Here is a 16,730-nt window from a genome sequence, read left to right as displayed (position 1 = left end):
ACAGGACGTTTCGAATGAGCAAGGCACGAACGGCACAGCGCAAGGGGGCGGGCCAGCCGCCGATAAGCGCCCATCCGGCATTCCCGGCCATTGTCGCCCTGTGGTTTGCCGCGCTGTTCGGCATCGGCACGCTGGTGCTGCCCGACATCCTGATCGAAAGGCTGGTCGATGCGACCGGTATAGCCGTTGTTGTTCCGGCCGCCGCCCCGCCGATCGGTATTACCGCCAAACTGACCCTTGCCGCCATGGCAGCAGTCTTCGGTGTGGTTGCGGGCATTTTTGTCGCCCGCAAGGTGGTCGAATCGCAGACCGCTACCAAACCGGCACAAAGCCCGCGCAAGGCCGCCCGCAATCAGGAAGAAGCGCCTGCCAAGCGTCCGATCGTCGCCACCGAGGAGCTGGGCGAAGAAGGCCTTGGGCCGGTTGCCGACGACGATGACCAGCCCGCCCAGGCCGGCAAGCCGCCGCTACCCGGACGCCGCCGGGCCTTGTCGGTGACGGACGACTCGGGCACGAGCCAGTATCTCTCTCACGTCCCGCTGCCAGGCGAAGGTTATCCCGGCGAGCGGGGCCAGCAGGCCGCAATCCGTTCGTTCGACGGTCCGTTGGAGTTCGAGACCGCCGATCCCGCCAATCGCCGCGACGGCAGCAATCTCGTCCCGGACGCGCCCGACCTGGCCGAACTCCATGCCGAAGAGCACGGGGAAATTCTCGGTGACCTGCGCAACCCGGCCACGGCCGAAGCTCCGCGCCCGTTCGATGTGCCGCTCGCCTTCCCCGTACAGCCGGACATGGGCGGTGACGGTGCCGACTACCATGCCAGCCCGGCACAGGATGACCAAACGCCGCGCGAACCCGGTCCCGTCCTGTTCGGCATGCCGCACGAGGAAGACAGCATGAGCAGCAACAGCCGTGGTGGCCAGCCCGCCCCCAGTGCCAGCGACAACCCTTTCGGCAACCATACTGCGCCGCCTGCCGAGGAAGCTCCGCGCCAGGTCTTCGGCGCACCGCAGCCTGCGCCATTTGCCCCGCCCCCGGCCCCGGTGTTCGCTTCGCATTCCTTCGCGCCGACTGGCTTCGCGGCAGCGCCCAGCGCAGGAGAAGCCGCGCCTGCTGCTCCTGCTGCTGCGCTGGCCGAGCTCTCGATGTCGGAACTGATCGCGCGCTTTGCCCGCGCGATGCAGGCCCACGATGCCGCGCCCGCCCCGACCCCAGCCACCGACGACCCCTTCGAGCAGGCCGAACCCGCTGTTCCCTTCGGCCTTGCCCAGCCTGAAGAACAAGACCCGGCCGCTGCCTCCGCGTCGGAGGCACCGATAGCCATGCCCTCGTTCGCACCACCGCAACCGACACCAGAGATCGCCGCGTCTGCGGCCGAGCGCACCAATCCTTTGCCTGCGGCCTTGCGCCCGCTCGACCTTGGCGCGTTCGAAGAAGATGACGGCGAGGATGATCCTTTCGCCGCCACGCCAGGCTTCTCGTTTGGCGTGCCCGAGCGGATGTTCGCGCGACCGGCAGAAGTCGCAGCGGCCCCGGCACCGGCACCCTTCGCTGCGCCTGCCGAGCCTGCCATGCCTGCCGCCTTTGCCGATCCGCTCGCCGGAGCCGAGGACGAAGACGACGACGGGAATGATGATGCATACAGCTCGCTGCTGAGCATGAAGAGCCCGCTCGGCATCCATCGCGAGTTCCCGCGGGTCGAGGAAGACGACGAAGCAGCGCTCGCTGGCGCGCCCGAAGCGGTGGTGGTGTTCCCGGGCCAGCAAGCCCCGACGACCAATGCCGCGCGCCCCTTCGATGCACCGGTTGGTATCGAGGCACCCGGCGGCCTCTCCCGCGCCGTGCCGACCATGCCGGCCCAGAGACCCGCCGACCCGGCGGAAACCGAGCGGGCTTTGCGCGAGGCGCTGGAAAAGCTCCAGCGGATGAGCGGCGCCGCCTGACGCGAAAGGCATACCAGATCACGCATTCGCGTACCCGGAACGCCCCGCCCTAGCGCGGGGCGTTCTTGCGTCGGGTGAAGCTAATCTTCGCCGCTTCGCACTTGCAAAAAACACTTCCTGTCTTCACAAGGCCAGTTCGCGAAAGTTTCGGTCCGGGATCGCCCGTCGAGACGCGTGCTTAATTGCCGCGCCCCGCCGCTATCGGCGTGTGCGGGGCAAATGACAGGAAGAATGCAATGGCCACCATCGCCCCGCAGGGCCTGTACGATCCGCGCAACGAGCATGACGCCTGCGGCGTCGGCTTCGTTGCGCATATCAAAGGCGAGCGGAGCCATGCCATTGTCAAACAGGCGCTGCAGATCCTCGAGAACCTCGATCATCGCGGCGCGGTCGGGGCCGACCCGCTGCTGGGCGACGGCGCGGGGATCCTGATCCAGACGCCCGACCCGATCTTCCGCCGCTGGGCAGCCGCCGCAGGGCGCGATCTGCCCGCTGCCGGCGAGTATGGCGTGGCGATGTGTTTCCTGCCGCAGGACGAGGCGGCGCGCGATTTCGTCGTCGGCCAGCTCGAGAAGTTTGCCGCCAAGGAGGGGCAACAGGTGATCGGCTGGCGCGATGTCCCGACCACGACCGACGGGCTCGGCGAGGCGGTGATCGCCTCCATGCCGGTGATCCGCCAATGCGTGATAGCACGTGGGCCGAATTGCGCGAGCCAGGATGCGTTCGAGCGCAAGCTGGTGGTGATCCGCAAGCAGACTCTGAACCCGCTCGCCAAGTTGGCGGAGAAGCACGACCTGCCCGCGCTGACCGAAACCTACATCCCGAGCTTCAGCTCGCGAACCATTGTGTACAAGGGGCTGCTGCTGGCGACGCAGGTCGGCTCGTTCTACGACGATCTGCGCGATCCCGATTGCCAGTCGGCGCTCGGCCTCGTCCACCAGCGCTTCAGCACCAACACCTTCCCCAGCTGGCGGCTCGCCCACCCCTACCGCTTCATGGCGCACAACGGCGAGATCAACACCGTGCGCGGCAACGTCAACTGGATGAACGCCCGTCGCCGTACGATGGAAAGCGAATTGCTGGGGCCGGACCTCGACAAGATGTGGCCGCTGATCCCGCACGGCCAGTCGGACACCGCCTGCCTCGACAATGCGCTCGAGCTGCTGCTGGTCGGCGGCTACAGCCTCGCCCATGCGATGATGATGCTGATGCCGGAAGCCTGGGCCAAGAACCCGCTGATGGACCAGGGGCGCCGTGCTTTCTACGAGTATCACGCGGCGCTGATGGAGCCATGGGACGGACCCGCCGCAGTCGCCTTTACCGATGGCCGCCAGATCGGCGCCTGCCTCGACCGCAACGGCCTGCGCCCGGCCCGCTATTGCGTCACCAAGGACGACATCGTCTGTCTCGCCTCGGAAAGCGGCGTACTGCCCTTCGCCGAGGAAGACATCACCCGCAAGTGGCGGCTCCAGCCGGGCAAGATGCTGCTGATCGACCTCGAGGAAGGCCGCATCATCGAGGACGCCGAGCTGAAGGCGAAGCTGAGCGCCGAAGAGCCCTATGCCGACTGGCTCGACAGCGCGCAGTACAAGCTCGAAGACCTCGGCACGGTCGATCCCGAGCTGGCGGAGATTCCGCCGGTCGAAACCACGCTGCTCGATCGCCAGCAGGCCTTCGGCTACACCCAGGAAGACATCACCCGCTTCCTCGAGCCGATGGCCCTGGCGGCCGACGATCCGATCGGCTCGATGGGCACCGACACGCCGATCGCGGTGCTGAGCCGGAAGAGCCGCCTGCTCTACGACTATTTCAAGCAGAACTTCGCCCAGGTCACCAACCCGCCGATCGACCCGATCCGCGAAGAACTGGTGATGAGCCTGCTCTCGATGATCGGCCCGCGCCCGAATCTGCTCGGCCGCGATGCCGGTACGCACAAGCGCCTCGAAGTCAGCCAGCCGATCCTCACCAATCAGGATCTGGCCAAGATCCGCTCGGTCGAGATCGCCCTCGACGGTGCCTTCCGGACCGCGACGGTCGATATCACCTGGGATGCCGCCACCGGGGCCGACGGCCTCGAGATGGCATTGAAGGAAATGTGCTGGGCCGCGACCGAGGCGGTGTTGCAGGACGCCAATATCCTGATCCTCAGCGACCGGACCCAGAACGAAAACCGCATCCCGATCCCGGCCGCGCTCGCAACGGCTGCGGTACACCACCACCTCGTCCGGCAGGGCCTCAGGATGCAGACCGGGCTGGTGGTCGAAACCGGTGAAGCGCGCGAAGTGCATCATTATTGCGTGCTGGCAGGCTATGGCGCGGAAGCGATCAATCCGTATCTCGCCTTCGAAACGCTCGAAGATCAGCGCCAGCGCCGCCATCCCGATGTCGCGCCGGAAAAGGTGCAGGCGAACTATATCAAGGCCGTCGGCAAGGGCATCCTCAAGGTCATGTCCAAGATGGGCATCTCGACCTACCAGTCCTATTGCGGTGCGCAGATTTTCGACGCGGTCGGCCTGTCGAGCGAGTTCATCGAGAAGTATTTCACCGGCACCGCCACCACCATCGAAGGCATCGGCCTGAAGGAAGTGGCCGAGGAAGCCGTGCGGCGGCACGAGGTCGCTTATGGCGACGATCCGCTGCACCGCGAGATGCTCGATATCGGCGGCATCTACCAGTTCCGCCTGCGCGGCGAGGACCATGCCTGGACCCCGTCGAACATCGCCTCGCTGCAGCACGCTGTCCGCGGCAACAGCTACAAGGATTACGCCGACTTCGCCGCCTCGATCAACGAGCAGAGCGAGCGGTTGCTGACAATCCGTGGGCTGATGGAGTTCAAGCCGGCCGAAGGCGGTCCGATCCCGCTCGACGAGGTCGAACCGGCCAGCGAAATCGTGAAGCGCTTCAGCACCGGGGCAATGAGCTTCGGCAGCATCAGCCACGAAGCGCACTCGACCCTCGCCATCGCCATGAACCGCATCGGCGGGCGCTCCAACACCGGCGAAGGCGGCGAGGAGCCGTTCCGCTTCCAGCCGATGGACAATGGCGATTCGATGCGCAGCCGGATCAAGCAGGTCGCCAGCGGCCGCTTTGGCGTGACCACCGAATATCTCGTCAATTCGGACGATATCCAGATCAAGATGGCGCAGGGCGCGAAGCCCGGCGAAGGCGGCCAGCTGCCCGGCCACAAGGTCGACAAGCGCATCGGCGCGGTCCGCCATGCCACCCCCGGCGTCGGTCTGATCAGCCCGCCGCCGCACCATGACATCTATTCGATCGAGGACCTCGCCCAGCTGATCCACGACCTCAAGAATGTGCAGCCGAGCGCGCGCATTTCGGTCAAGCTGGTCAGCGAAGTCGGGGTCGGCACGGTCGCGGCGGGCGTTTCCAAGTGCAAGGCCGATCATGTCACCATTTCGGGCTATGAAGGCGGCACCGGCGCGTCTCCGCTGACCAGCCTGACCCACGCCGGGTCCCCTTGGGAAATCGGCCTTGCCGAGACCCAGCAGACGCTGCTGCTGAACGATCTGCGCAGCCGCATCGCGGTGCAGGTCGATGGGGGGCTGCGGACCGGGCGCGATGTTGCCATCGGCGCGCTGCTCGGCGCGGACGAGTTCGGTTTCGCCACTGCACCGCTGATTGCGGCCGGCTGCATCATGATGCGCAAGTGCCATCTCAACACCTGCCCTGTCGGCGTCGCGACCCAGGACCCGGTGCTGCGCGCGCGCTTCACCGGTACGCCCGAGCATGTGATCAACTACTTCTTCTTCGTCGCCGAGGAACTGCGGGCGATCATGGCCGAGCTTGGCTTCCGCACGGTCGAGGAAATGATCGGCCGGGTCGACCGGCTCGACATGCGCCGGGTCGAACGGCACTGGAAGGCCGCAGGGGTCGATCTGTCGCGCCTGCTGCACCGCGTCGAGCTTCCCGAAGGCGCCGCACTGCATCACACGCTGACGCAGGAGCATGGCCTCGACAGCGCCATGGACAACGAGCTGATCGCTGCCTGCCAGCCCGCGCTGGAGCGGGGCGAGGCGGTGGTGCTTGATCGCTCCATCCGGAATGTGAATCGCACCACCGGCACCATGCTTTCGGGCGAGGTCGCGCGGCGCTACGGCCACGCAGGCCTCGCGCCTGATACCATCCGCGTCAACCTCAAGGGCGTCGCGGGGCAAAGCTTCGGCGCGTGGCTGGCCCACGGCGTCACGCTTGATCTGACCGGCGATGCCAACGACTATGTCGGCAAGGGCCTCAGCGGCGGGCGCATCATCGTCCGCCAGCCCGATGGCACTACCCGGACGCCCGGCGAGAACATCATCGTCGGCAACACCGTGCTGTATGGCGCGATCGCCGGCGAGGCCTATTTCCAGGGCGTCGCGGGCGAGCGTTTCGCGGTCCGCAACTCGGGCGCGATTGCCGTCGTCGAAGGCACCGGCGATCATGGCTGCGAGTACATGACCGGCGGCGTGGTGGTCGTGCTGGGCAAGACCGGGCGCAATTTCGCGGCCGGGATGAGCGGCGGGATCGCCTATGTCCTCGACGAGGACGGGGCGTTCGCCGACATGGTCAACCCGGCCCAGGTCGAGCTGGAACGGATTACGGGCGAGCCTGACGCGGAGGACGGCGCTGGCAGGCCCCGCCAGCGCCCCGCCAGCGTGCACGATTTCGGCATGGGCGACATGCTGCGGCACGATGGGGAGCGGCTGCGCATCCTGGTCGAGCGGCACAAGCTCCACACCGGCTCGCCCAAGGCGGCGGCGCTGCTGGAGGACTGGGATGCTGCCCTCGCCAAATTCGTCAAGGTCATGCCGACCGATTACCGCCGCGCGCTCAAGGCGCTCGAGGAAGAGCAGAGCGAAGCCGCCATGGAAGCGGCGGAGTGATGGCTCTCAGCTTCTACCGTCATCCCAGCGAAAGCTGGGATCGCTATCGTATCAGAACGACCCCTGCTTTCGCAGGGGCTTCGGCCAAATCGGAGATTTGACCTCGTGGGCAAAGAAACCGGCTTCCTCGAACTCGACCGCCGCGAGCGCGACTACATCGCACCTGAAAAGCGCGTCGAGAACTATCGCGAATTCGCGATCGAACCGCCTGCAGAGGAGCTCGCCGCGCAGGCCAGCCGCTGCATGAATTGCGGCATTCCCTATTGTCACAACGGCTGTCCGGTGAACAACATCATCCCGGACTGGAACCATCTCGTTTACGAGAACGACTGGAAGAACGCGCTGACGGTCCTCCATTCGACCAACAATTTCCCGGAGTTCACCGGCCGCATCTGCCCCGCCCCGTGCGAGGCGAGCTGCACGCTCAACCTGATCGACCAGCCGGTGACCATCAAGAGCATCGAATGCGCCATCGTCGATCGCGGCTGGCGCGAAGGCTGGATCAAGCCGCAGGTGCCTGAAAAACAGACCGGAAAGTCCGTCGCCGTGATCGGCAGCGGCCCGGCCGGCCTCGCCTGCGCGCAGCAACTGGCCCGCGCGGGCCATGCGGTGACGGTGTTCGAAAAGCAGGACCGGATCGGCGGGCTGCTGCGTTACGGCATCCCCGACTTCAAGATGGAGAAGCACCTCATCAACCGGCGGGCGGTGCAAATGGAAGCCGAAGGCGTGACCTTCAAGACCAGCGCCGAAGTGGGCGTGGAGGTCAGCTTCAAGGCGCTGCAGGAGAACTTCGACGCCATCGTGCTGTCCGGCGGCGCGGAAGAACCGCGCGCGCTCGACATCCCGGGCGCGGAAATGGCCGGGGTGCGCTTCGCGATGGAATTCCTGACCCAGCAGAACAAGCGCAACGCGGGCGACGACGAGGTCCGCGCCGCGCCGCGCGGCACGCTGACCGCAACCGGCAAGCATGTCATTGTCATCGGCGGCGGCGATACGGGGAGCGACTGTGTCGGCACCTCCAACCGGCAGGGTGCTGCATCGGTCACCCAGCTGGAAATCATGCCCAAGCCACCCGAGCACGAGGACAAGGCGCTGACCTGGCCCGACTGGCCATTGAAGTTGCGCACTTCGTCGAGCCACCAGGAAGGCGTGCACCGCGACTGGTCGGTCCTGACCAAGCGCGTGGTCGGCGATGGCGAGACCGTGACCGGGCTTGAATGTGTCCGCATCGAATGGGTGGACGGCAAGATCCAGGAAGTCCCGGGCAGCGAGTTCACCCTGCCCGCCGACCTGATCCTGCTCGCCATGGGTTTCACCGGCCCGAGGAAGCGCGGCCTGCTCGACAAGGCAGGTGTTTCGCTAGACGGGCGCGGCAATGTCGCGGCTGACACCGACAGCTACGCCACCAGCGAGCCGGGGATCTATGCCTGTGGTGACATGCGCCGCGGGCAGAGCCTGGTGGTGTGGGCGATCCGCGAAGGCCGCCAGTGTGCGCGGGCGGTCGACGAAGCGCTGATGGGCGTAACCGAACTGCCGCGCTGAACGGATTTCTTCCCGCCGATTCCGGCAAGGTGCTTGTGCGATAAGGGCTTTCCGCTAGGCTGGAGGCTCGATCGCGCAACCGGCCGGCACAACAGTGCGGCCTTGAAATCTGGGAGGGATTCTCGTTGCGTATGCGCGCTGCTGCGGGTTGGGGCAGCTTCCTTTTGTTGTCTGTATCACCTGCTGCTGTGGTCGCGCAGGATGCAGCTGATCCCGAAGAGCCCGGTGAGGCCGCGGCCGACACGTCCGTCGCTCTCCCTCCGGCCGCACCTGGGGTCACCCAGCCGGCAAAGAAGGAACCCGACGTCGAATTCGTCTGGACCCAGTTCCTCGGGACCTCGATCCGTAACGGGATCGACGACCGCTGGCGCTACGGCGGGCGCGTCGACATTTACGCCAAGGTCCCCGGATCGGTGATCGGCCTCGACGATTCCTTCACCGTCAACATCCACCCCGAGCTGCGCTACGGCCAGAGCATCAATGGCGAGATCGGCGTGTTGCCGGTCCAGACCGGGCTGTTCTATCCGACCGATGACGGTACCCAGTTCGACCTGTCGCTGAGCGTCAAGAAGACCTGGCAGTCGGGCACTTCGCTTGAAGTGGGCAAGGTCAACGTCCTCGATATTGCCGCCGGGCTGCCGGTGGTCGGCGGCGGCGGGATCGAAGGGTTCGAGAACCTCGCCTTCGCGCTCCCGCCCAGTACCATCGTGCCGCAATCCATGCTCGGCGCGATGCTGACCGTGCCGACCAAGGGGGCGCTCTACCGGCTGTGGGTGTTCGATCCGGTGATCCAGACACAGGATACCGGGTTCGAAAGCCCGTTCTCGACCGGCGTCGGCGCGCTGGCCTCGGTCACATTCCCGGTCAAGCTGGGCGGCAAGCCGGGCTATTACGCGATCAAGCTGTCGGGCACGACCCGCAAGGGGCCGCCGGTCGAGGTGCTGCCCGCCGCGCTCCGCCCGGTGCCGGGCGGCAGCTTCGGCAATGCCCGGGGGCAGGCGAGTGTGGTGCTGGCCGCTTACCAGTATCTCGGCCTTTACAAGGACGCCCCGGGCAAGGGCTGGGGCGCGTTCGGGCAGGTGTTCTTCTCCGACGGCGACCCGACTCCGCTCGACGTCAGCGGCATCTTCGGCATCTCGGGCGACGTCCCGTTCCGCCCGCAGGACCACTTCGGCCTCGCCTGGTTCCGCTATTCGCTGAGCGACAAGCTGGTCGACGACCTCGCACCCTTCGTTGGTTTCGAGGACGAGGAAGGCGTCGAGGCGTTCTACACCCTGCAGGTCGCCAAACCGCTGCGCATCACCGCCGATGTGCAGTATATCGACAGCACTGTGGCGGGACGCAAGCCGGGGTGGGCCGTGGGGCTGAGAGCGGTGACGCGGTTCTGAGCGGCCCGCTTGCCTTTGCCCACGGGCGTGATAGCCTCGGGAAATGGAGAGCCTGAGAGACGCGATCAATTTCATCGGCGGGCCGGCCGCATTGTCGATCCTTGCGGCAGTCTATTTCGGCAGCGTCGTTGTTGAGCGACTATGGGCCATTCGCGGCAATCCCGCCTACGATAACCGCGATGCGCTCAATTCCATCGGGCTCAACCTTATGTCGAGCACGCTCAATCTGGTCATCGGCCTGCTTGTGCCGCTGGCCCTTTATGTCGCCGTCTTCGACAATGCGCGCCTGTTCGACACCCTGCCGATACTGTTGGCGATTTCGCTCGCTTTCCTGCTGCACGAGCTAGCCTATTACTGGGATCACCGGTTGGCACACCGCGTCGGCCTGCTGTGGGCATTCCATGCGGTTCACCATTCCTCGAACGAATTCAATCATTCGACCGCTGCGCGCGGATTCTTTCTCGACGGGCAGCTCAAGGTACTGTTTGCGCTCCCCGCCGCGCTGATAGGGATCGATCCGGTCATATTTATCGCCGTCAGCGTCCTCGCCCACGCCTATGGCATCTGGAATCATGCTAGCTACGTTCCGCCACTCGGTTGGCTGGACCGGGTGCTGATGACGCCCAAGATGCACAAGATCCACCATGCCAACCAGCCGCTATACATCGATCGCAACTACAGCCAGGTAACACTGCTGTTCGACCGGCTGTTCGGCAGCGCGGCATACCTCGGCGAAGAGCCCAATCCCGGGCTGGTCAAGCCGGTTTACGATTACAATCCGTTGACCGCCCAGTTCGCAGGACTGCGCCAACTGCGCGACCGTGTCGTTACTGCCGATAGGTGGCAGGATAGACTGGCCTATCTGTGGCGCCCGCCGGAATGGTCGCATGACGGGATCTGCCGATCCGACTGTCCGAAGTACGCGGTGCCCCGAGCGGCATAGCCCTTCGGCACTACTGCCCCCGCCCGCGCTCCTGCACCGCCATCCGCCGTGCTTCGACCTCTTCGGGCGAAACCTGCGCATTGGCAGCGCTCGAGCGGGCGTTCTCCAGCGCCAGCCCGTCGCCGAAGGTCGCGGCGTAGCCTTCGTCGATCAGCGCCTTGTAATTGGCGAGGAAGGCCGGATCGATCGTCGCCATGTCGGCGGCGAGCTTGCGGGCGAGCGGGAGCAGTTCGTCGGGCGCGACGACGTGGTTGACCAGGCCCCATGCCTTCGCCGTCTCCGCATCGAGGAAATTGCCGGTGAAGCTCAGTTCCTTGGCGCGGGAGATGCCGATCATGCGGCTGAGCTTCTGGCTCAGCCCCCAGCCGGGATAGATCCCGACCCGCGCATGGGTATCGGCGAAGCGGGCATTGGTGCTGGCGATCAGCACATCGCAGGCGAGCGCGACCTCGAAGCCGCCGGTAATGGCGACCCCGTTGATCGCCCCGATCACCGGCTTGCGGCAGAGCTCGATCGCCTTGACCGGGTTCTCGTCCGCGCCGGCAGCATTGGCGGCGCCCAGCGCGCCTGCGGTCGAGCCCAGTTCCTTGAGGTCCAGCCCGGCGGTAAAGGCCCTTGTCCCCGCCCCGGTCAGGATCACCGCGCGCACGCTGTCATCGGCATCGACCGCGGTCATGACTTCGAACAGGCGGTGTCGCAGCGCCTTCGACAGCGCATTCATCGCATGCGGACGGTTGAGCGTGACGGTGGCGATATCGTCCGCAATCTCGCACAGGACCAGCGCTTCGCTCATGGCATTCTCCTCTCGGCGATGCATGGCAAGCGCGCGTCAGCCGGGCAAGGACCAATCCACCGTGCCCCGCCCCTGCGCCTCGAGGAAGGCATTGGCCTTGCTGAAGGGCTTCGAGCCGAAGAACCCGCGATGGGCCGAGAGCGGGCTTGGGTGCGGACTGCGGATGACCAGATGCGGCCCGCTCGCCAATTCGGGGATATGGCCCGCCTTCTTCTGCGCATGGCTGCCCCACAGGATGAACACAGTCGGCAGGTCACCCTTGGCCACCGCCGCCACCGCCGCATCGGTGATCGCTTCCCACCCGCGCCCGGCATGGCTCCCGGCCTTGTGCGCCTCGACCGTCAGCGAGGCGTTGAGCAGCAGCACGCCTTGCCGCGCCCAATGTTCCAGCGTGCCGTGGCCGGGCCGCGGAATGCCGAGATCTGCCTCCAGCTCCTTGTAGATATTGACGAGGCTGGGCGGCGGCGGGACGCCCTCGGGTACCGAAAAGCTCAGCCCATGCGCCTGCCCCGGCCCGTGATACGGGTCCTGCCCCAGGATCACGACCTTGACCTCGTGCAGCGGAGTAAGCTCCAGCGCCCTGAGCCGGCTGCCGCGCGGCGGGAAGATCGCCTTGCCCGCGTCCTCTTCCGCCCGCAGCCAGCCGCCCAGCCGCCGAGCTTCGGGTGTGGTCAGCGCCGGTTCAAGCGCGGCTTGCCAGCTGGGAGGAACTGCATCGCCCATGGCCTGCTGCTAGCCCTTCGGCGGCCCGCTCACCATGTCCCCTTTCCCTCTTTTCCCAATCGGCCTAGAGGCCTTCAGCATATGGCTGTACATTTTTATGAAGAAGACCTGCCCGCAGGCGTGCTGACCGGTGATGCGCCGCTGGCGGTGGATACCGAGACCATGGGCCTCGTCACCCGGCGTGACCGGCTCTGCGTGGTCCAGATCAGCGATGGCAGCGGCGACGAGCACCTCGTCCGTTTCGCCCCGGGCAGCGACTATGCCGCGCCCAATCTCAAGGCGCTGCTGGCCGATCCGAAGCGGCTCAAGCTGTTCCACTTCGCCCGCTTCGACCTGGCCGCGATCGAGTATTACCTCGGCGTCACCGCCGCGCCGGTCTTCTGCACCAAGATCGCCAGCAAGCTGACCCGCACCTATACCGACCGTCATGGCCTCAAGAACCTGGTCGAGGAACTGCTCGGCGAGAGCCTCTCCAAGCAGCAGCAATCGAGCGACTGGGGCGCCCCGGCGATCAACGATGCCCAGCGCGACTATGCCGCCAGCGACGTGCGCTTCCTCCACCGGATGCACTCCATCCTGGTCGATCGGCTGGAACGCGAAGGCCGCACCGCCATGGCGCAGGGCTGTTTCGATTTCCTTCCCGTCCGGGCGCGGCTCGACCTCGCCGGGTGGGAAGAACATGATATATTCAGCCACATGTAGGCAGTGACACACGCAGTCATGGACCAGGCACCCCGGATCGAAACGCCAGATGCGAAGGAACTGCGCCGCGGGCGCCAGGCCTTTGCTGCGCCCGGCGGCTTCCACGATGCGCTGGTCAAGTTCCTCGGCACCGCCTTGCCGATCGGCGTGGGAATCGTCGCCGCACTGATGGTGATCACCCCGCTTTCGCCGCGCGGTGAAGTGTCGTTCCTGCTCGACCGCGACGAGGTAGCCCAGATCGACGAGCGGCTGCGGGTCGACAACGCGCTCTATCGCGGAACCGACAATCAGGGCCGCCCCTTTTCTTTGACCGCCGACGAAGCGGTGCAACGATCGAGCGCCGAAGGTGTGGTCAGACTCAAGGACGTGATCGCCCGCATCCTGCTCAATGACGGGCCGGGGCAGCTAACGGCCGAAGGCGGCGCCTACACGATCAGGGACGAAGTGCTCAAGGTCAGTGGTCCGCTGGTCCTGATTGCCGCCGATGGCTATCGCTTCGTCGCCAATGGGGTCAGCATCGACCTTGCCGACAAGCGCCTGACGGGTTCCGGCGGAGTGGAAGGTGCGATCCCGGCCGGGACCTTTTCGGCCGACCGGCTCGAAGCCGATCTCGAAGCACGCACCGTTGCGCTGGACGGAAATGCGAAATTGCGCATGGTCCCGGGCCGCGTGAACCAGTCCATGAGGATACCGCAATGACCGCCTTCCCAGTCTCCAAGTCCGGCCGCCAGCTGCGTCTGTTCGCGATCGGCTTTGCTGCCACCTGCGCCGTTGCCGGCGGTATCCAGCTCAACGCGCAGACCTTCGGGGGGCACAATTCGCGCGCGCCGGTCGATTTCGATGCCGGGCGGCTGGAAGTGCGCGACCGCGAAAACCGTGTGATCCTGTCAGGCAGTGTCATCGTCAACCAGGCCGGACTGACCGTCCGCTCGGACCGGATGGTGGTCAATTACGACGATTCCGGCGCGCTCGACGTCACCCGCATCACCGCCACCGGCGGGGTGGTCGTGACCCGCGGCAGCGACCGCGCCTCCGGAGGGACGGCGGTTTATGACCTCAACAGCAGGATCATCACCATGGCCGGCAATGTCCAGCTCAGCCGTGGCGGCGACCGGCTGAGCGGCGGGCGGCTGGTCATCAACCTCGATTCAGGCGTCGCCAGCATCGACGGGCGCGCATCCGGGGCAACGACACCTGACGGCGGGCCGGTCACGACCGAGCAAGGCGGCCGCGTCCGGGGGACATTCTCCGTCCCGCAGGGCTGATACGCTATGGCGCTGCGCCCCCACGAGTTGCGGCGCATCCTGCTGGATTTGATCGGTTGGAGGCACTCTCCGGAGCTCGTCGCAGGGCTCGGCGAGCATGACTGGCGCATACTCGATGCAATGGCCGCACAACACCGGCTGCAGCCCATTCTCCATGCCCACGGCGAGCGCGAGTTGGTCAATCTCGCGATCCCCAGGTTCATCCGCGAGGGATGGCGCAAGGCGCATCGCGCCAGCGGCATCCGCGCGCTGGCCAAGCGCAAGGTGCTGCTCGAGACGAACGGACTGCTGGCCTCCCGCGGCATCCGCGCCGTGGCGCTCAAGGGGGCATGGGCGGCCTGGCACGCCTATGCCGCCCCGGCGGAACGTCCGATGCGCGATGTCGACCTGCTGGTAGGGGAGGAGCGAGCGCTTGATGCCTTCAAACTGCTCCTCGCCCAAGGCTATCGGCAGGAGGAAGCTTCCGCCCGCACGCCCGAGCGATCGCTGGCCCACGACAAGCACCTGCCCCCGTTGCTGGCGCCCGATGGTGTCCGGCTGGAGCTGCATATGCGGCTGTGGGAGCGCAGCGAGGCCATCGGCTGGCCGATGCCTGCTGACGAAAGCGCCGCCATGTTAGCCCGCGCCGCCCCAACGGGCGATGATCCGGTGACCTATCTCTCGGCCGAGGATCGCCTGGTCCATGCGGTTGTGCACGGGGCCTATTCCAACCGGCTCAACGGCGGGCCGGTAACGCTGTTGGATATCGCCGCGATAGTGAGGCTAGGCGGCGTCGACTGGCCGTCGTTCTGGCAACGGGCCGAAAGCGGCGGCTGGGCGCGTGGCGCGGGGCTGTTGTTCCATTTGGCCGATCGCTACTGCCGCAGGGGGCTGCTGGCAGAGACCGGTTGCACACTCACCATCGCCCCGGAGGTGTGGGTGAATGCGCCGGAGCTGTTGCTGCAGGACCTTGAAGCGCGCAAGGCGGTGGGCATGGTGGCGGGCGTCACGAACAGGTTGCGGGAAGACGGGCTGCGCGGCGCGGCCATTGCGGCGCTGGACCGGATGCGCGGCAAGGACCGCGGTATCCATCGTGAAGGCGTATCAGAAGGACCGAGCGAGAGCTTTGCCCGCTGGGCGGCCCGCAGGCTGGGCGAATCCGCCAGTGCACTTTCGAGCGGTGAAGTGCGCGCCGTTGCACGCGGAACCAACCGTCTCGGAGAATGGCTCGATGGCGGGCGCTGATCGACCTGCATCGCGCGACTGGTTGTTTACTGCGGTGGCGTTCCAGCTCACCGTGGCCCTGCTCGTGGGCGGGACTGCGCGCCCGCTGCATGTCTTGCTGTGCTTCTTCGCCAGCCTGCCGACCCTCGCCTTGTTGCTGATGGGCGCGCGCAGCCACAGACCAGGCTGGATCGCGCTGCTGGCCCTGGCGCTCTATGCCCTCGCGTGGCTGCAACTGGTGCCCCTCCCGCCAGTTGTCTGGACTGCGTTGCCGGGGCGCGAACTGGCGGTCCAGGTTCTGGAAGTCGCAGGCTTGCCGCTAGGCTGGCGACCGCTGGCGCTGGATCCCGGCGCCGCCGCAACCGCGCTCGCTTCGCTGGCCGCGCCGCTGATCCTGCTTGTGGCCGTCGGTCGTCTTGAGAGCGAGGAACAGCGCAAGCTGCTGCTGGCGATTGTCGCGCTGGCGCTGGTTACTGCGGTGTTCGGCGTGCTGCAGCGGCTTACCGGCAGCATGACGCTCTATGACATCGAGCACGCAGGGGCCGCCACTGGCCTCTTCGCCAACCGCAACCATCAGGCCGCCTTCCTTGCCTGCGCCTTGGTGCTCCTGCCGGCTCTAAGGGCCAGCGATGACGACCGCAGGGCCGGCTTGATGGCGCTCGCTGCCGGACTGGTTCTCTTTACCGGCATTCTGGCGACGACATCACGGGCCGGCATTGCGCTGGGAACACTCGCACTGATCGTGACACCCTTGCTGTGGCTTCGCCCTTCCGCACGCCTTGTCATCGGGGGCGTCGTGTTGCTGGGCCTCGGCGGGCTGGCCTTGCTGCAACTGCCCGCGCTCGCGCCGGTGTTCGACCGGTTTGCGACGCTTGCCCAGGACCAGCGGGTCGACATGGCCGAGACGACCTGGGCCGCAGCACGAAGCTATTTCCCCGCCGGATCGGGCTGGGGCAGCTTCGTGCCGGTGTTCATGGGGTTCGAAGACCTCGACACGCTGAACCAGCGTTATGTGGTAGCCGCGCACAACGACTATTTGCAGCTCTTGCTGGAAGGCGGGGCGCTGGGTCTGATCGCAGGCTTGGCGGCCCCTCTCGCGCTGCTCGCTTTGGCGGCCATGCACTGGCGTGGCGGGGTTTCCCCACGGCTGTGGAGCCTGTGGTGGGTGGCGGCAATCCTGCTGCTGCATTCGGCGGTCGACTACCCGCTGCGGACGGATGCCCTTGCCGCACTTATTGCCTTGGCCTTCGCAACGCAGGATAATAGCCGAAAGCCATTGCCAGCCAAGGCCATGGATGGGTAACACAGGGGCGGTGGGACGAATGAAGGGGTCGGGATGCGCTTAGCG

12 protein-coding genes are annotated in these 16,730 nt (G+C 66.3%); 10 read left to right on the top strand and 2 right to left on the bottom strand.

Annotation, left to right across the window (positions count from 1 at the left end; genetic code table 11):
- Window positions 1–14 precede the first annotated feature (14 nt).
- The 5 genes from LY632_RS03495 (at window position 15) to LY632_RS03475 (ending at window position 10,696) form a co-directional block, all read left to right on the top strand.
- Complete coding sequence (locus tag LY632_RS03495; protein ID WP_234092422.1) at window positions 15–1,943, top strand: hypothetical protein; 1,929 nt, start codon at window positions 15–17, stop codon at window positions 1,941–1,943.
- A gap of 236 nt (window positions 1,944–2,179) precedes the next feature.
- Entirely contained in the window at window positions 2,180–6,823 is a 4,644-nt protein-coding gene (gene gltB, locus LY632_RS03490) for a glutamate synthase large subunit (RefSeq protein WP_234092421.1), read from the top strand.
- Between the two features lie 105 nt (window positions 6,824–6,928).
- The gene (locus LY632_RS03485; RefSeq protein WP_234092420.1) at window positions 6,929–8,365 is read left to right on the top strand and encodes a glutamate synthase subunit beta; all 1,437 of its coding nucleotides are present in this window, start codon (window positions 6,929–6,931) and stop codon (window positions 8,363–8,365) included.
- Window positions 8,366–8,532: 167 nt separating this feature from the next.
- A complete protein-coding gene (locus LY632_RS03480) occupies window positions 8,533–9,753 on the top strand; it encodes a carbohydrate porin (RefSeq protein ID WP_234092419.1) in 1,221 nt (406 codons plus the stop codon).
- Window positions 9,754–9,796: 43 nt separating this feature from the next.
- Complete coding sequence (locus LY632_RS03475; protein ID WP_234092418.1) at window positions 9,797–10,696, top strand: sterol desaturase family protein; 900 nt, start codon at window positions 9,797–9,799, stop codon at window positions 10,694–10,696.
- 10 nt (window positions 10,697–10,706) lie between these two features.
- Here LY632_RS03475 and LY632_RS03470 read toward each other — a convergent pair whose 3' ends face one another.
- Complete coding sequence (locus LY632_RS03470) at window positions 10,707–11,489, bottom strand: enoyl-CoA hydratase (protein ID WP_234092417.1); 783 nt, start codon at window positions 11,487–11,489, stop codon at window positions 10,707–10,709.
- A gap of 36 nt (window positions 11,490–11,525) precedes the next feature.
- Window positions 11,526–12,212 carry a uracil-DNA glycosylase gene (gene ung, locus LY632_RS03465; RefSeq protein WP_234092416.1) on the bottom strand — a complete coding sequence of 229 codons (687 nt, stop codon included), beginning with the start codon at window positions 12,210–12,212 and terminating at the stop codon, window positions 11,526–11,528.
- Window positions 12,213–12,293: 81 nt separating this feature from the next.
- Here ung and LY632_RS03460 point away from each other — a divergent pair, with 81 nt between their 5' ends.
- Genes LY632_RS03460 through LY632_RS03440 form a run of 5 tightly spaced genes read left to right on the top strand, consistent with a single transcriptional unit; the run spans window position 12,294 to window position 16,685 of the window.
- Window positions 12,294–12,914 carry a ribonuclease D gene (locus LY632_RS03460; RefSeq protein WP_234092415.1) on the top strand — a complete coding sequence of 207 codons (621 nt, stop codon included), beginning with the start codon at window positions 12,294–12,296 and terminating at the stop codon, window positions 12,912–12,914.
- Between the two features lie 18 nt (window positions 12,915–12,932).
- Window positions 12,933–13,613: an LPS export ABC transporter periplasmic protein LptC gene (locus LY632_RS03455; RefSeq protein WP_234092414.1), complete on the top strand. Its 681-nt coding sequence runs from the start codon at window positions 12,933–12,935 to the stop codon at window positions 13,611–13,613.
- Window positions 13,610–14,179 carry an LptA/OstA family protein gene (locus tag LY632_RS03450; protein ID WP_234092413.1) on the top strand — a complete coding sequence of 190 codons (570 nt, stop codon included), beginning with the start codon at window positions 13,610–13,612 and terminating at the stop codon, window positions 14,177–14,179. Before LY632_RS03455 ends, LY632_RS03450 begins: the two co-directional genes overlap by 4 nt.
- Before the next feature lie 6 nt (window positions 14,180–14,185).
- Window positions 14,186–15,403, top strand: coding sequence for a nucleotidyltransferase family protein (locus tag LY632_RS03445; RefSeq protein WP_234092412.1), 1,218 nt, complete (start codon window positions 14,186–14,188; stop codon window positions 15,401–15,403).
- A complete protein-coding gene (locus LY632_RS03440) occupies window positions 15,390–16,685 on the top strand; it encodes an O-antigen ligase (RefSeq protein ID WP_234092411.1) in 1,296 nt (431 codons plus the stop codon). Before LY632_RS03445 ends, LY632_RS03440 begins: the two co-directional genes overlap by 14 nt.
- The last annotated feature ends 45 nt before the right edge of the window (window positions 16,686–16,730 follow it).

Origin of the sequence: Erythrobacter sp. SDW2, assembly GCF_021431965.1 — a bacterium.
GTDB lineage: Bacteria > Pseudomonadota > Alphaproteobacteria > Sphingomonadales > Sphingomonadaceae > Parerythrobacter.
The sequence above is the reverse complement of the archived record's forward strand: the minus strand, read 5'-3'. Positions and strand labels throughout refer to the sequence as shown.

Excerpts from the sequence above, each read along its gene's own strand:
- LY632_RS03495 (WP_234092422.1), top strand. The coding sequence starts at position 15 with ATGAGCAAGGCACGAACGGCACAGCGCAAGGGGGCGGGCCAGCCGCCG.
- gltB (WP_234092421.1), top strand. The coding sequence starts at position 2,180 with ATGGCCACCATCGCCCCGCAGGGCCTGTACGATCCGCGCAACGAGCAT.
- LY632_RS03475 (WP_234092418.1), top strand. The coding sequence starts at position 9,797 with ATGGAGAGCCTGAGAGACGCGATCAATTTCATCGGCGGGCCGGCCGCA.
- LY632_RS03470 (WP_234092417.1), bottom strand. The coding sequence starts at position 11,489 with ATGAGCGAAGCGCTGGTCCTGTGCGAGATTGCGGACGATATCGCCACC.
- ung (WP_234092416.1), bottom strand. The coding sequence starts at position 12,212 with ATGGGCGATGCAGTTCCTCCCAGCTGGCAAGCCGCGCTTGAACCGGCG.
- LY632_RS03460 (WP_234092415.1), top strand. The coding sequence starts at position 12,294 with ATGGCTGTACATTTTTATGAAGAAGACCTGCCCGCAGGCGTGCTGACC.
- LY632_RS03455 (WP_234092414.1), top strand. The coding sequence starts at position 12,933 with ATGGACCAGGCACCCCGGATCGAAACGCCAGATGCGAAGGAACTGCGC.
- LY632_RS03450 (WP_234092413.1), top strand. The coding sequence starts at position 13,610 with ATGACCGCCTTCCCAGTCTCCAAGTCCGGCCGCCAGCTGCGTCTGTTC.
- LY632_RS03445 (WP_234092412.1), top strand. The coding sequence starts at position 14,186 with ATGGCGCTGCGCCCCCACGAGTTGCGGCGCATCCTGCTGGATTTGATC.
- LY632_RS03440 (WP_234092411.1), top strand. The coding sequence starts at position 15,390 with ATGGCGGGCGCTGATCGACCTGCATCGCGCGACTGGTTGTTTACTGCG.